Source organism: Sulfitobacter litoralis (assembly GCF_900103185.1).
In the GTDB taxonomy this organism is placed as follows: Bacteria; Pseudomonadota; Alphaproteobacteria; order Rhodobacterales; family Rhodobacteraceae; genus Sulfitobacter; species Sulfitobacter litoralis.
In genome coordinates this window covers 19,439-35,144 of the sequence record NZ_FNJD01000029.1, presented here as the reverse complement: position 1 = coordinate 35,144, position 15,706 = coordinate 19,439, and the positions used below count along the sequence as shown (strand labels likewise).

Below are 15,706 nucleotides of genomic sequence, written 5' to 3'. Positions count from 1 at the left end.
CGATCGGCGTTGAACTTGTACGGCATTTACAGCATCCTGAAACGAACAGAACGCACCCAATATCAGCCGACCGGGGGTCCCTGCAACAACGCCACTGGCTACAACCAACGCAGCCGGGGCGAAACCCTCATGGGCCGCTGGAAGGTGGTTATTGGGCCAAAGCTAAAGGCGCGTACCTTCGAAAATCAGAAAACAGAAGCCAAGATTGGCGTCCGGGTTCTCAACTGGATGACCGGACTTGGCCACCCAAGCTTTGAACGTACCGCCTGAATTCCGTCTCGGGTAGGGCGCGCTCTGAGTTGCAGTTGATCTATGCAACACGGCCCTAATGTGGGATGATCTGAGGCGGAAACCGATGGCGTTTGTAGCTAATTTTCAATGTCTGCATCGACACCGCCTACGCCCAGATCTATAAACCAGCAACCTCAGGCCCGTGAACGTGACAACACCGGTCTTAAAGTTAAAGGAGACACGCCGGCCAACGGCGCGCACCGGCCCGCAGACAATCGCCTGCGGGCCGGTAACTCACTCATCAAGCATTAGAAAAACAGACGCGTCCCGACCACAAAGGAGAGGTTGTCACTTTGCCCCCCCGCAGCCTCGATCAGGTCAGCCGTGCCGCCAAAAGACTTCTCGTAATTCACCCCGACGTAAGGCGAAATGGCGCGACCTACGAGGTCATAACTTAGCCGTGCGCCGATTTCGATCGTCGCACCACCAGCCGCTTGGCCCGCTTCGATGTCGTCCTTAAACGGCATGTTGACTTCGAGGCTTGGCGTCAGGATCAACCGATTGGTTAGCAGAGCCTCGTATTCAGCCTCAAACCGGCCGAACGGGTACTCGGAGAGATAGAGATCCGCGTCAATTTCGAACCACTGCGGGGCGAGCCCTTTGACACCGACCACCAGATTGTACCGGTTCGGGCCCTCGGTCGGGGTGCTGGCATGCGCACCGACCACAGCATCAAAGAATGTTGAAATCGGCATTTGCAGACGCAGCTGGTTTTCGAGCGTTTCGAAGTCGTTTGACGATGTCTCCATCTCCGCTTCGCTTCTGAATACCAGCCGCAGTTCGTCGTTGCCGACCATGGCGTCGAAATCCCAAACCAGAACATCTTCGTCATTTTCGCCTAAACGATATTCAAGCTGCTCGACTTGGACGCCATAGATCAGCGGTGGCACACCAGGCTCTGCAAAGACAGCGCCGGCAGTTAGGGTTGCCAGAGCCACTGCTCCGGGCGCGAGAAGGTTTTTCATCTGAGTACCTTTTAGATTTGTATGAGAGCTCATGCCGGACCACCAACAACGACGACTTTGCGGAACATGCCCGCTTCGGCGTGGTAGGACAGGTGGCAGTGGAAGGCCCACTGGCCCGAGGCGTCAACTTCGGTTTCGGTATAGACCGTGGTGCCGGGATTGATGTTGACCGTGTGCTTGATGGGGTCCCATTTTCCCTTGCCGGTATCAAGCAAAGACCACATGCCGTGCAGGTGCATCGGGTGGGCCATCATCGTCTCGTTCACGAACTTAAAGCGTACACGCTCGCCATAGTTCAGTACGATCGGGTCGGCGTCTTCCATTTTGACGCCGTTGATCGACCAGATATAACGCTCCATGTTACCGGTCAAACGCAGTTCAATGGTGCGCGTCGCCTTGCGATCCCGGAACAGTGGTTGGCTTGCTTTCAAGTCGTTATAGGACAGGAATTTGCCGCCATTTGCTGCATGGGGCGTCAACCCGCTTCCAGGTGCATAGAACTCGGTCTTGCCGTTCATGTCGTTCATGCCTGCCATGGATTTCTTGGACATTTTCTTGCCGCCCATATCCATGTTCTTCATGTTGTGCCCCGCGTGAGCATCGGCCTCCTTATTGGGCATCTTCATATCGCCCATATCCATGTTTCCCATGTCATGCCCTGCGTGTGGATCGGCATCAGTTTTCGGCATTTCCATTCCGGCCATGTCGTTCATGCCGGTATCGGTAAGGTTCATTTTCATACCGCCCATGTCCATGTTCCCCATGCTCATGCCATCCATGTCCATGCCCATACCACCCATCATGCCTGACATATCAGCCATGGTAAGAAGCGGTTGCGGGCGCAAATGAGGGACACCGCCGACAAGTCCGGCCTGCGGTGTAAGGGTGCCCCGCACCAGTCCCGTACGGCCCATCGATTCAGCGATCACCGAATAGGGCATGTTCTTACGCGGCTCGACGATCACGTCGTAGGTCTCTGCGACAGCGATGCGCAGCTCGTCAACGACGACAGGTTTCACGTTGTTGCCGTCCGCTTGCACGACAGTCATCTTCAGGCCCGGTACCCGCACATCGAAGTACGTCATTGCTGAAGAGTTGATCAGCCGCAGGCGCACTTTCTCGCCTGCTTTGAACAGGCCGGTCCAGTTTTGTTTGGTGCTCTGCCCGTTAATCAGGGCGGTAAAGCCTTGGATGTCCTCAACGTCAGTCGGGGTCATCCGCATTTTGCCCCACATCTTGCGGTCTTTGAGGGTCGCTTTCAGCCCGTCTGCCCGAGCGTCGTTAACAAGATCATCGAGCGTGCGTTGGGAGCGGTTATAATAGTCGGCCGAGCGTTTCACGTTTCGGAAGATCTTGTTGCCGCTGTGGGGGTGCTTATCGGTCAACTGCACGACATAGTCGCGATCGGCATGAACAGGATCGTGGCCTTTTGGCTCGATCACGATCGCTCCATAGGCACCATCAGGCTCTTGAAAGCCGGAGTGGCTGTGGAACCAATATGTGCCCGCCTGCTTGATCGGGAAGTTGTAGGTGAAGGTCGTGCCCGGCTTGATGCCGTTAAAGCTGATACCGGGCACACCGTCTTGGCGGAACGGCAGGATCAGTCCGTGCCAGTGGATCGACGTCGACTCGCGTAGGTTGTTTTTGACGTTCAGGGTGACGTTTTCACCCTCTTTGAAGCGCAGAACGGTCGGAATTTGGCTATTATTATAGCCGACGCCCTTTTTCTTGAAGTCACCGGTGTCGATGCGGATGTTGTCGACACTGATGTCATAGGTTCCGGCAGTGGCGCTGAACCCGCCCAGAGTGGTTACCGCCAACCCCAGAAGGGCCGCGCGGAACATGGCAATGGAATTCATTTCCATTCCTTTCAAAAATATACAGATGAGAGCGACGCGCGAGCACGCGGCGCATTGTTTGCTTGCTTATGTGAAAAGACGCGAGAGACGGTCTATGCATTATATCGAGACGACAAATCTAAAGGAACCCCTCCCCAGCGGGCGGCGTGACATTAGGCTCTGGCGTTATCGTGGCGGCGGGATCTCGATCGTAGCGAAAATCCTGTAGGATTTGGCCTGCAGCGCCGGGTGGCTGATATCAATCCGGATCGGCGAGGGTTGCGACAGACTGTAGGTCTCACAGGAGGCAATCAGGCAGTGTCCTGCCATTCCATCGCAACCATCCCAGCCATCGCTCATATTGCTTGGCGAGCCGCACATTGAGATCGCGTGAACGTTAGCCGTTTCACTGGCCGCTAAGCCAGCGTGCGCATCACCTGCTCCATGCGTCAACAACGACGACAACGTAATTGTCAACGCCAGCAGAAAAGCCAGAAAAGCGTTACCCGCATGAATCATAATATCCAGTTTGGCAAGTCAATATTGCCCAGAGGGAGTAGCATAGTCAGTTAAACTTTGAAAGAGCATTCACCCTTCGCAGCTCGAACGAGGCAAGCTGCTGTGAATTGGGGTCACTGCATAAAAGTGACGTTATCGTCCGGCTCGTGCGAACTTTACGGGAACATTCGCGGTTTCAGTCGGGTTTCTGACCTCTGAGGGCATTGTAGAGGCTTGTTTTGCTGATTTTGAGGCGCGCTGCGGCCTCTCGGACGGTCAATCCATCGCTGATATGGGCTTTGGCTTGCTCCAGCTTCTTGAGCGTGACGACAGGCTTGCGCCCTCCTTTTCTGCCGCGCGTTGCAGCAGCCTTCAATCCGGCCTGCGTGCGCTCGACAATGAGGTCACGCTCAAACTCGGCAAGCGCACCGAACAGATGGAACACCAAAGTGCCGCCGGTAGTTGTTGTGTCCACGCCTTCGGTCAGGGATTTGAAGCCAACACCGCGGTCGCCGAGGTCTGTCACTGTTTCCACCAGGTGCTTCATGGAGCGGCCCAGACGGTCGAGTTTCCAGACCAAAAGCGTGTCGCCCTTGCGCAGAAAGGCCAGGGCATTATTCAGGCCAGGGCGTTCGGCTTTGGCGCCGGAGATGACATCTTCAAACACAGTTTCGCAGCCCGCAGCTTTGAGCGCATCCACCTGCGGTTCCAGCTTTTGCTCAGTGGTCGAGATCCGCGCATATCCAATCAGAGCCATGAAGATAGCCTTGTCCGTTTTCCTGTCCATAAATCAACTTGTCCGACTTCCCGTTGTCAAGCCATATTGGCGGACGGAACGGGTCGTTCCGCCTAACGAGCGTTTCACGGACTTGGGACAAAAGAGGGTATTTTATGGCACGGCGACAAATATTGACGGCAAGTTTTTGGTCTCGGCTGATGGCACCACCCTCGAAGGATCGAGAAGTCGCGATGTATTGCACGCTCACCCCGGATGAGATCGAGGTTGTCGCCAGAAAGCGAACAGCTGCTGCGCGTCTGGGCTATGCCGTATCATTGGCTTATCTACGCCATCCCGGGCGGGTTCGTAATGTTGGAGAACAGGCCAACGACGTGATGCTGGCCTTTCTTGCAGATCAGGTTGATGCCAGCGCCTCCGATCTCGCGGTCTATGATCAGCGCCCGCAGACACGACGCGAACATATCGCGCAAATTATAGCTCGGTTTGGATACAAGGCGTTCACAAAACCCCTTGTGCGGGAGTTTGTTCATTGGCTGACACCATCTGCCGGAGAAGACCCGCGGGCCGAGCCTTTGGCAATTTCGTTGATTGAAGAACTGAGGCGGCGACGTATCCTGATCCCGGCGCGCCGTACCGTTGAACTGATTGTCAGGCATGCGATCCGGCGCGCGGAAAATGTCAGGATTTCCGCTCGGACCCGAGATCTGTATCCGGATCACCCCGACGCCCTGCGTGCATTGATTGCGCCACCTGAATCGGGCGAGGTGTCGACGCTGAGCTGGCTGAAAGCAGCACCCAAATCAGCGTCCTCCAAATCCATCAAGGCTGTTCTGGATCGCCTGAAGGTGGTTCGGGCGATCGGCCTGCCCAACAGTTTGCGTCAGAATATCTCGACATCAGCGCTCGACAGATTGGCAGGCGAAGGCTTGCGGATCACGGTGCAAAATCTGCGGCGTATGGCCTTGCCTCGGTTGCTGGCAGTTTTGTCGGCCGCCTGCCTGCGGCTGGAAGAACAGCTTACCGATCTTGCACTGGATATGTTCGACAAATTGCTGGGCCGAAGCTTTCGAAAGGCGGAACAACAAAGTTCCGACAAAGCGTCCAGGCTCCTGATGGACATCATCCGCCCTTTACAGTCACTCAAAGCATTTTGCCGTGAGGCTCTGACTGCCCGCCTGCAGACCGGTGATCTCAACGGAATATTGGACACGGCCAATTGGGACGAGATCGAGAGTGCGACATCCGCAATTGAAACCGCCCTCGGAGACGGAAAGCCCGACAAATATACTGAACTCATCGGAAAATATCAGACCGCCCGCCAGTTTGCGCCCATGATATTAAGGGGTTTTAGCTTCAAAGGTGCGGCCAGCGCTGCCAGCCTTCTGCGCGCGATAGATCTTTTGCGCGTTATGTATGAGGCGAACAAGCGCAGCCTGCCCGACAACCCGCCAACCGGGTTCATCCGGAAGGTTTGGCGCCCATTTGTCTTTCCGGCGCCCGGGGAGGTCAACCGGCGCGCATACGAGCTCTGCGTCTACTTCGAATTGCGTGATCGTCTTCGGGCAGGGGATGTCTGGGTCGCAGGAAGCCGGCAGCGACGCAACTTCGACGATCGGCTCATCCCCAAAGCCACCTTCGAGATCTTGCGTACCGAGGAGTCGTTGCCGATCGCCGCCGCGGCGGATGCAGAAACCTATCTTTCAGAACGGCAACAGCAGATCGAGGAGGCCATGGCCATTGTCGCGGCCCGTGCCGAAGCGGGGACGCTGCCGGATGCCGCCATTCAGGGTGGCACCCTGAGCATCACCCCGGTCAAAGATGAAACACCCGACGCCGCCACGGCCATGAGCCGACTGGCTTATGGGCAATTGCCACAAATCAAGATCCCCGACCTGCTGACAGAAGTGAACGCCTGGACCGGATTTGCGGAGTGCTTCACCCATTATCGCTCGGGCAAACCGGCGACAGATCAAAAGGCGCTGTTTGCCGCTGTCCTTGCCGATGGGGTCAATCTGAGTGTATCCCGCATGGCCGCGGCAACCCACAATCTGTCTGCCCGGCAAATCGCGTGGGCTCATGATTGGCATTTGCGCGAGGAGACCTATTCTGACGCTTTGGCTTGTCTGATCGACATGCAACGCGAGCTCCCTCTGGCCAAACTCTGGGGGGACGGCGTGACATCATCCTCAGATGGGCAGTTCTTCCGGGCCGGTGGCCGCGGTGAGGCCTCTGCAGATATCAACGCAAAGTACGGACGCACCCCAGGTCTCAAATTTTACACCCACATCTCAGATCAGTTCAGTCCGTTCCACTCGACGGTCATCACCGCCACCGAAAGCGAAGCGCCTTTCGTTTTGGATGGTCTGCTTCGCCACCAATCAGGCGTCGCAATCGAAGAGCATCACGTGGACACTGGCGGCGCGACGGATCATGTCTTTGCCCTGTGCTATCTCCTGGGGTTCCGCTTCGCGCCACGCTTGCGAAACTTCAAGGATCGCAAATTGTATCTCCTGCCCGGAATGAAGCCCCCGGCCATCATGACACCCTTCATCGGCGGCACCATCAAAGCAGGTCACATTGTCGACAACTGGCCTGAAATCCTCAGGCTGGCGACCTCCATCAAGGCCGGGACTACCACTGCTTCTGCGATCCTTAAAAGCCTGTCCGCATATCCCCGGCAAAACGGACTCGCAATTGCCTTGCGCGAACTGGGGCGATTGGAGCGGACCCTCTTTTCCCTGGAATGGATGCGCAGCCTTGAGTTGCGAAAAAGAACCAGCGCAAGTCTAGCCAGAGGAGAAGCCCGAAACGCCCTCGCGCGCGGGGTCTTCTTCAACCAACTCGGTGAAATGCGCGATCGCAGCTATGAGCATCAGATCCACAAAGCGTCGGGCCTCAACTTCCTGGTTGCCGCCATCATCCTGTGGAACACCAAATACCTGGAAGCCTCAATCACTGATCTGAGGAAAAACGGAGTAGCCATCCCAAACGAAATTACCAAACATATCGCACCACTTGGCTGGGCCCATGTAGGATTGACCGGGGACTACCTGTGGAACATGAACCCACCACTCAGCTCAGATCGCCTCAGGCCACTTCGGAAACACGAGATACAGGACGCCGCATAAGTTCTCCGTTCGTTCGCACGGCCCGGACAAAAATGACACTTTTATGTAGTGACCCCATTAGCAGGATCAGGTTTCTTTGATGTCATGATGTACCATAAGAATGGTACGCATTGATTTGCAATAGAGGTAGCTCTTACGTACAATCAGTTAATGACATCGACCCAAATCGGCTATGCACGCTGCTCCACCGACAAACAGGACCTGACCGCACAGCGGGACGCCCTGATCGACCTCGGTGTTGCCCCGGATCGCATCTACACTGACCACGGCCTGACAGGCCGCACGCGCGCCCGACCGGGCCTCGATCAGGCCCTGGCCGCAGTCCGAAAAGGCGACACTCTGGTCGTGACCAAGCTGGATAGGCTGGCGCGGTCTGCTCCCGATGCCCGCACCATTGCAGACGGCTTGGCGGAACGCGGCATCCGCCTCGCCCTGGGCGCTTCGGTCTATGATCCAACCGATCCCATGGGAAAGATGTTCTTCAACATCCTCGCCACCTTCGCCGAGTTCGAGTCCGACCTCATAAGGATGCGCACCCGCGAAGGCATGAAAATAGCCCGCGCCAAGGGCAAGCTGCGGGGCAAGAAACCCAAGCTGTCGGAGAAACAGCACCGCGAACTGCGCCGCATGTACGACACCGGGGACTACTCAATCAGTGACCTCGCAGATGTCTTCGCCGTCTCCAGACCGACGATCTACCGCACCCTCCAACGCACAGAGAGTGCCAATTAGCGTGCAAATATCAGTGCCATTTATCGTGAAAAGTCACAATTTTTAATGGGTTGAGAAACCGTGACAAAAACGACCGTTTTTGGCCGGTACCATTAGCTCATCCCGAAAGGTTGGTGCTAGACCGTCTTTGCCTCATACATAACGTCTTGGACGTGCTAACTCCTTACATTGTCCTTGATCTATCGACGCCGAAATTTAACCATGTAATCAGTCATTTCTTTCCAAGACAGCACTTGCCTCCGATGTGAAGCATGTTCGAGTGCGGAAAGTCGTTGCCGATCTTAACGCTGTAGAGGAAGAGAATATGCCCGAAAATCACACACCGGACGATGGTCACAACCACGCGCACGGCGGTTTTCTGAACCGGATTCTCGGTGGACGCGCCGAAGTCATCTTTGCCGTCTTGTGCGGTATTTGCCTGCTGCTTGGGTGGCTGGGACCGAAATACGGCATAATGTCCGAACAATTCGGATTTGGCCTGTTGTTGGCGGCTTACTTCTTCGGTGGGTATTTCACCCTGCGCGAGGCCGTTGAAAAAATTTCCAAGGGTCAGTTCCAGATTGATTTTCTGATGCTGGTGGCCGCGTCGGGTGCGGCCATTCTGGGGGAATGGGCCGAAGGGGCCTTCCTGCTGTTTCTGTTCAGCGTTGGTCATGCCCTTGAAAACTACGCCATGGGCCGGGCCAGAAACGCCGTGGCGGCCTTGGCTGGCCTGACACCGGACGAGGCTTTGGTCCGCAGGGGAGACAAAACCGAAACCGTCTTGATCGAAAACCTGCTGGTGGGTGACATTGTCGTTGTCCGTTCCAACGAACGTCTTCCGGCGGATGGCTTTGTGGTCAAGGGATCAAGTGCCGTAAATCAGGCCCCGATTACGGGCGAAAGTGCGCCGGTCGACAAACTGCCTGTCGATGATCCCGAATTTGCCGCCGCCAATCTGGACAAGCTGACACCGCAAACCCGCGTCTTTGCTGGGTCTCTCAACGGCAGCGGCAGCCTGGATGTTCAGGTCACGAAACTGTCGGGTGAATCGACATTGGCGCGGGTGGTGACACTGGTCGCCGAGGCACAGACACGCCAGTCACCAACGCAGAATTTTACCAAGAAATTCGAAAAGATATTTGTGCCCTGCGTCATTGCGCTGGCCTTCGTGACCAGCTTTTCGTTCCTAATTCTGGACGAAACCGCCGCCCAGAGCTTTTACCGTGCGATGGCCGTTCTGGTCGCGGCCAGTCCCTGTGCCTTGGCAATCGCGACGCCCAGTGCCGTTCTATCGGGGGTCGCCCGCGCCGCGCGTGGCGGCGTGTTGATCAAAGGTGGCGCGCCGCTGGAAGCCATGGGGCATCTGGACGCGATTGCCTTTGACAAGACCGGCACGCTGACCATCGGCGAACCGCATCTGGTCGAAATCACACCTTACGGCGATGCGACCGAGACAGAGTTGTTGCAGGTCAGTGCCGCCGTCGAGATGCTGAGCGATCACCCGCTGGCACAGGCCGTTGTAAGAGATGTCAAAGACCGCCTCGGCGATTTGCCGTCCGAAGCCTCGGATTTTGCCAATATCATCGGGCAGGGCGTGTCTGCGAAGGTTGATAGCAAGGTCGTTCATATCGGCAAGACCGCCCTGTTTGAAAGTGTCGCAGGCTTGCCTTTGCCCGACGACTTGCGGGGCACGGTTGAGGCGATGTCGCAAAATGGCCGCACGACGATGATCGTCAGAAGCGGCGACAGGTATCTTGGCGCAATTGGCCTGATGGATACCCCCCGAGAAGACGCGCGTTCGGTTATCGCCGCGCTGCGTGATCTGGGACTGAAGCGGATGATGATGATCTCTGGTGACAACCAGAATGTCGCGAATGCTGTCGCCAAGGAGGTCGGTCTCGACACAGCGTTCGGCGATCTGATGCCCGAGGATAAGGTAACCAAAATTGCAGCGCTCAAGGCGGACGGTGGCGTGGCGATGGTCGGCGACGGCGTGAACGACGCCCCCGCGATGGCCAATGCCACGGTGGGCATTGCGATGGGGGCCGCCGGGTCGGACGTCGCGCTGGAAACGGCCGATATCGCGCTGATGGCCGATGATCTACAGACCTTGCCGTTTGCCGTGGGCCTAAGTCGCAAGACCAGCCGTATCATCCGCCTGAACCTGTGGTTCAGTCTTGGCGTTGTTGCACTGCTCATTCCGGCGACGTTGTTTGGTTTGGGGATCGGACCGGCTGTTTTGGTCCACGAAGGATCAACACTGGTTGTTGTTGCCAATGCCTTGAGATTGCTGGCTTTCAAGGACAATCGCGTCAAATCGGCATAGCGTGCGCGGTCACAAGCGTCCCTTGTTGGGTGAGTTTGACTGAGTATTCATCGGGTGGAACTTTTCCAAGTTCTCAGTTTTGTGTTACTGGCCGAAGCAACCCATTTTGAAAGCAAGTCAGAGGCGGTCATAGATGCAGTGAAGGTGTCAGCCCGCTGTTTTCGAGGTCCCAATTGGCCCGCCACGTGTCCGATCGTCGTTCCAGGACAAGATAGTTCCGCTGGGCGACATAACGTCCGCGCTGTCCTGGCAGCGGCAGAATGCGGACCCTATGCCGAGGCAGCGGTGCTTCGCCCAATTGTGCAAGACTGCCGAGAAACCTGGCCCAAGCTACGGGGGGTGCGCGATGCCGGACGCCACAAGCTGGTCGATCCGAAGGCCCTCTGCAAGGCCCATCACGGCCCGCGTTGCCAGATGAATCTCCCCGGAAACCACCGTGAGGTTCTGCCCGTCGGCGCGCGCCATGTCCCGCACAAGGCGCAACATCCGCGCCCACTCCGCGCGATGAGCACGGCTTTGCCACTGGTCGCGCAGATCGTCCTCGTATTTCTGCATACGGGGAATGACGACCATCAGCGCCTCGAGGATCGACAGTCGCGGCCCAAGCAATGGCACGCTCGACATCAGGAGCGTGCGGCCCGACGCTCCTGTTGCAGCTTCAGCTTCCATCATTGACCATCCACCCGTGCCCATGACACTCCTGCGCGTGCGCTCCGATCTCAGGTCCGGTGCCAGAATGCGCAACCCGGGCGCACGAACACCCCAGCCAAGGTGGTGCCCCGCCGGGTCGTGGAACCGTGCGGGAAGATCGCCCTCTGCCGCCGCCTGCTGGAAAATCAGAAAACTTTCCCGTGCTGCCACGAACAACGTCTGGCCGACCACCGAATGGGTCTGCCATCGCCTGAGCGAGCCCCAGCCGTCGCAGATATCGTGATCGTCCCACTGCATCAGCGATGGCACACGTGCGGCAATCCAGGCAAATTCGGGTGCCGCGTAAAGCGCTGCGTAGCGATCAAAAAACCGCTCGCGCAGGTGGTGACGCAGATCGGCCAGATCGGCTTGGGAAGGATCGTCGGGGACATGCGATGGCCAGTCTTCGCTCAGGGGATGGCCTCGCGTGACTTCGTCGGCGTAGACCTGATCGCCGCCATGCAGCAGCATTGCAAAAGGTTCCTCGCGGTGCGCCTTGCACAGCCGCGCCCACATCGCGTTGCGCTCCGACCCTTCACGCTCCAGGTCGCCGATCTCTTCACCGTTGCACGACACAAACGCGATCCGCAGATCGTCGTGCAAATCGCCAGCTACTAGGTAGGATTCGCCGTTCCAGTGATACTCAGAAGGCCGGTCGGCGGGCAGGTCGAACCGCGTGCGCCAGACCGTCGCGCTGTCGAACCGTGCCAATACTTCAACGTCATGCACCCCGCCGGGAGTTTCGACGGGCGGCGGGTGTTCCCCCCCATCCACAATGAACAGCGCCGAAAGCGTCAGCGTGCCATCGCCGATATTGTCGAGGATAAGGATGGGGCCAATCAGGGGCGCACGGGCAGCGGTCATGGCGTTCTGCCCGGAATGCGAGGCGATATCGTCATGGGCGATGATCCCGACCGGTACAGGTCCAATACGGATCGTACGGAATTTCAAGCATCCCGCGCCCGAATGTTCGCTTGGATGTGGGTGTCTTCAGCCGCAGTACCAAGCCACGCGAAACTCGAGCCTCCGTCTTGCCTACAATCGCTACCACCGCGACCTGCGCCGCAGGATAATCGGGAGCGCGATCAGCGTGGCAGAACCAGCAAGCCACACGAGTATCAGTCCGCCCTTGGCGAGCAAATGCACCGGACCAACGGCCCATCCGACCAACCCGTCCACATTCGCGGCGTCGCGTAACGCTGACACCTCGTTGCCGAGGCCGAACCAGCGCGCGAAACCGACGCCGAGATCGGTTGCGGGACCTGCCATGCCCGCTGCCCATGCCAGCAGCGGATCGACCAGCGCCCAGACACCGAGCGCCAGCAGTGACCAGATCACGATCCCGCCTATCAGAACTGCTCCCGGGATGCGTGGGATGCGCGCGGGAGCGTTGTCATCGTAGCGGCCATAGTTTTCGTATTGTGCACCATCGTCGTATCGATCACTGCTCCGCCGGTACTTCGTACGCCTGAAAAGATGATGGCCCATATCTATACATCCTCATGCATGGAGTGACTCTTTGGTCTGGGCCAAATCGGCATCCTCGACCTGGATCGTGGTGTGGGTAATGCCAGGTCCCATTTCAGGCTGCCCTTGTGGCGAATGGCGGAGGTTCCTCCGCCGCTGCCGCCGTGTCCCACGCCTATGCCCGTCTATTTCCTCAGTCGAACAATTCGTGCAGCCAGGACTTCCGGCGCGAACCGTGTTTGCCGTATCCGCTACCATGATGTCCACCGCCGTGCTTGCCGGAACGATAACCACGATCATCGTCGTCGTCACGCCGGTCACGTGCGCCTGACGGTGGTGGTGTCGCTTCACCGATGCTGCGCTCTATGATCTTGTCAAGTTCGCCGCGGTCGAGCCAGACCCCCCGGCAATCGGGGCAGAAATCGATCTCGATCCCCTGTCGGTCCGACATGCTCAACGCGACATCGCAAACCGGGCAGCGCATGGCTCCCCTTCTTCCTGTATTTCGTTCCGGGTTCCGACCCGGTTCCTTCAATTCAACTACCATCTTGTGGTTCTCCTTTCATTCTGGTGAGGCAGGCTAGACTAACAAATTCCGCTATCAATAACGGTGGTATTCCCGGGTTCTTACCACCCGTACTTGTTTCAATTATCGCGCAACTTCTGCCGATCTTAGGCACATAACATCTACAGTAACTGTAGGTTCAAGGGTGGTCGGTAATATTTTTTTGTGCGTTGAAAATGTGACCGCGTCACCAAGCATTGCGACAGCCTCATGCCGTAATTTCAAATCACTGATAACCGGTAGGGGCTAGAAATTCACCTGCGGCGTGCTCTAGAATTTCCGCATGGCACCAAAGACAACACTGAACGCGGATAACCTTGCGGCACTTGGCGCTGAGCGTCTGGCTGATCTTCTGATTGAGATCACGAAAGGCAATGCAGGTGCGAAGCGACGGCTCAGGCTTGAGCTGGCGGGCGAAGTAGGGACGGGGGATGTGGCACGGGAAATTCGTAAGCGGCTTTCGGCGATTGCGCGGTCGCGGTCGTTTGTCGACTGGCAGGGGCGGAACGCCTTTGCGGCCGATCTGGATATGCAACGGCAAGCCATCGTTGGTCAAGTTGGACCGACGGACCCTAAAGCCGCATTTGAACTGATCTGGCGGTTCGTCGCCCTTGCCAATGGGGTCTATGAGCGGTGCGATGACAGCACTGGCCGGGTGCAATCAGTGTTTCACACGGCCTGCGAGGATCTGATTGATCTTTCTGAAGCGGTCGAGCCGGATCCGATTGTTCTAGCCGACCTTTTGCTCACGGCTTTGCCTGATGATGACTATGGGCACTATCCCGCGTTAATCTCAGGTTTGGCACCCATGCTGGGGACGGAGGGTCTGCAGCACCTCCGGGCTGGCATTGCCGCGTTGGACGAAGATGTGTCCGAGAATTACGCGCTGCGCATGGCGCTTGAAGAGATTGCGGATGCTGAGGGCGATACCGACGCTTACATCTCCCAGCAAAGTGATCTAGCGCGAAAATCATTCAGAGGGGCTGCAGAAATCGCCCAACGACTTCTTGGTGCGGGACGGCTTGAAGAGGCGTGGGCGGCGATTAACGCGCCCGACGAGGATGATCGCGGATGGATCCCTTATGAGTGGGAAGTGACCCGGATCAATGTGATGCAGGCGATGGGGCAAACGGATGCGGCGCGGGCGTTCATGTGGACCTGTTTTGCGCGTAGTCTGAACGCTGAGCATCTGCGCGCATGGCTCGCTGGGCTGCCAGATTTTGAAGACGTCGCGGCGGAGGATCAAGCCCTTGAGCACGCACAGGGCTTTGAAAGCTTCACAACGGCGCTGCATTTCTTGATGACATGGCCCGCATTTGCACAGGCGGCAGCCCTGATCACCAGTCGCGCCGCCGAAATTGACGGGAACCACTACGAGCTTCTCGGACCAGCCTCCGAAGCGCTGGAAGAGAAGTATCCGCTTGCCGCGACGCTTCTCAAGCGCGGGCTGATCAACTTTGCGCTTAAGAATGGCCGGGTCAAACGCTACCCCCATGCCGCGCCACTTACGCGAGTGTAAAAACCTAGCCGCAAGGATTGATGCGTTTGCTCCGTTTGAAACACATGAGGCTTTTGTTGCGGACTTAAGATCGGTTCATGGGAAGAAGACATCGTTTTGGGGGTCGGGGATGTGATAACCAGAGTGCCACTAGGTCGTGTTCTTATTTTGTTCTTATGCGCATAAGGATACTTATGTTAAATTTAAGCAAAATACAATCAATCTGGTGATATGCAATGCTTTGCTAAGACTGTCAGATCCTCTGTGCTCACCGGTGTTTTGCAGTTGCTCTGGAACGACAGAAGGCCGTGGCCCCCACGATCTTACGCAGGGGCCATCGACATATTTTATGGCAGCTTCATCTCGCTGTAGTCGCCCCTGACATAGAGCGTGACGGTAACGTCCTGCCCATCGCGATTCCGCCAGAACCAGCCATGATTGCCAGTGAATGCCGCCGTCAGGACGCCCTCTTCTTCCTCAACCGCACGGCCTTTTGCATAGCTGATGTTATTGCCACCTCCATCGCCGTGCAGGTCAAAGTTGACGACACCGTTTTCAGCAACCCACAGGAATTCGGCCTCTGCACCTTCTTCCATGACGAGTTTGACCTCGATCCCTTCGCCAGGGGTCAGTGTGACGCTAAATTGATCCGTCCATTCGGGGTCAGCGGTTTGGGCATGGGCCGCGCCGACAAAGAAGCTGAAGAACCCACCACCGAGGCTGGATTGTTCTTCGATGGCCCCTGTGTTCTGAATCTCCAGCAGGCGGTCGGCTTCGGCTTCTTCGGCAAGCTGGACCTTGATATCACCCATCTCTGCCAAGCCAACGGCCTTGCCTATGCCAGTGGGATCAATCCCGTATTCTGAAGGCAAGACGACCGTGACGAGGATCGCGACCGCTGCGACTGCAGCCAGAATCGTAGACTTGATAAGCTGCGCTGAGGTTGGCAGTTCGTCGGGGTTTGGTTTGTTTCCGTTGTGCATTTTC

11 protein-coding genes and 2 pseudogenes are annotated in these 15,706 nt (G+C 57.2%); 5 read left to right on the top strand and 8 right to left on the bottom strand.

Annotated elements, in window-relative coordinates:
* Positions 1-270: pseudogene (locus tag BLQ98_RS16655) on the top strand (hypothetical protein); the annotation flags it as partial.
* Positions 271-539: 269 nt separating this feature from the next.
* On the opposite strand, the gene BLQ98_RS16650 reads toward BLQ98_RS16655, so the two are convergent.
* From BLQ98_RS16650 to BLQ98_RS16635, 4 genes are all read right to left on the bottom strand, one after another.
* Positions 540-1,256 (bottom strand): copper resistance protein B, encoded by a 717-nt coding sequence (locus BLQ98_RS16650; protein WP_093734344.1) that lies wholly within the window; start codon positions 1,254-1,256, stop codon positions 540-542.
* A gap of 29 nt (positions 1,257-1,285) precedes the next feature.
* Positions 1,286-3,115: a copper resistance system multicopper oxidase gene (locus BLQ98_RS16645; protein ID WP_093734343.1), complete on the bottom strand. Its 1,830-nt coding sequence runs from the start codon at positions 3,113-3,115 to the stop codon at positions 1,286-1,288.
* 165 nt (positions 3,116-3,280) lie between these two features.
* Positions 3,281-3,613 carry a hypothetical protein gene (locus BLQ98_RS16640; RefSeq protein ID WP_093734342.1) on the bottom strand — a complete coding sequence of 111 codons (333 nt, stop codon included), beginning with the start codon at positions 3,611-3,613 and terminating at the stop codon, positions 3,281-3,283.
* A gap of 175 nt (positions 3,614-3,788) precedes the next feature.
* Complete coding sequence (locus BLQ98_RS16635) at positions 3,789-4,379, bottom strand: recombinase family protein (RefSeq protein WP_009827332.1); 591 nt, start codon at positions 4,377-4,379, stop codon at positions 3,789-3,791.
* Between the two features lie 104 nt (positions 4,380-4,483).
* Here BLQ98_RS16635 and BLQ98_RS16630 point away from each other — a divergent pair, with 104 nt between their 5' ends.
* From BLQ98_RS16630 to BLQ98_RS16620, 3 genes are all read left to right on the top strand, one after another.
* A complete protein-coding gene (locus BLQ98_RS16630; protein WP_037955028.1) occupies positions 4,484-7,459 on the top strand; it encodes a Tn3 family transposase in 2,976 nt (991 codons plus the stop codon).
* Positions 7,460-7,609: 150 nt separating this feature from the next.
* Complete coding sequence (locus BLQ98_RS16625; protein ID WP_009827334.1) at positions 7,610-8,191, top strand: recombinase family protein; 582 nt, start codon at positions 7,610-7,612, stop codon at positions 8,189-8,191.
* A gap of 244 nt (positions 8,192-8,435) precedes the next feature.
* Positions 8,436-10,499 (top strand): heavy metal translocating P-type ATPase, encoded by a 2,064-nt coding sequence (locus tag BLQ98_RS16620; RefSeq protein WP_244148471.1) that lies wholly within the window; start codon positions 8,436-8,438, stop codon positions 10,497-10,499.
* A gap of 330 nt (positions 10,500-10,829) precedes the next feature.
* On the opposite strand, the gene BLQ98_RS16615 is transcribed toward BLQ98_RS16620, so the two are convergent.
* From BLQ98_RS16615 to BLQ98_RS16605, 3 genes are all read right to left on the bottom strand, one after another.
* Complete coding sequence (locus BLQ98_RS16615) at positions 10,830-12,140, bottom strand: alkaline phosphatase D family protein (protein WP_009827336.1); 1,311 nt, start codon at positions 12,138-12,140, stop codon at positions 10,830-10,832.
* A 93-nt stretch (positions 12,141-12,233) separates the two neighbouring features.
* Positions 12,234-12,677: a hypothetical protein gene (locus BLQ98_RS16610; RefSeq protein WP_009827337.1), complete on the bottom strand. Its 444-nt coding sequence runs from the start codon at positions 12,675-12,677 to the stop codon at positions 12,234-12,236.
* Between the two features lie 172 nt (positions 12,678-12,849).
* The gene (locus BLQ98_RS16605) at positions 12,850-13,140 is read right to left on the bottom strand and encodes a TFIIB-type zinc ribbon-containing protein (RefSeq protein ID WP_037955031.1); all 291 of its coding nucleotides are present in this window, start codon (positions 13,138-13,140) and stop codon (positions 12,850-12,852) included.
* A gap of 364 nt (positions 13,141-13,504) precedes the next feature.
* On the opposite strand from BLQ98_RS16605, the pseudogene BLQ98_RS16600 reads away from it, so the two are divergent.
* Positions 13,505-14,855, top strand: a pseudogene (locus BLQ98_RS16600) (DUF6880 family protein).
* Positions 14,856-15,066: 211 nt separating this feature from the next.
* On the opposite strand, the gene BLQ98_RS16595 reads toward BLQ98_RS16600, so the two are convergent.
* Positions 15,067-15,702, bottom strand: a complete 636-nt coding sequence (locus BLQ98_RS16595) for a hypothetical protein (protein WP_009827340.1) — start codon at positions 15,700-15,702, stop codon at positions 15,067-15,069.
* Between the last annotated feature and the right edge of the window lie 4 nt (positions 15,703-15,706).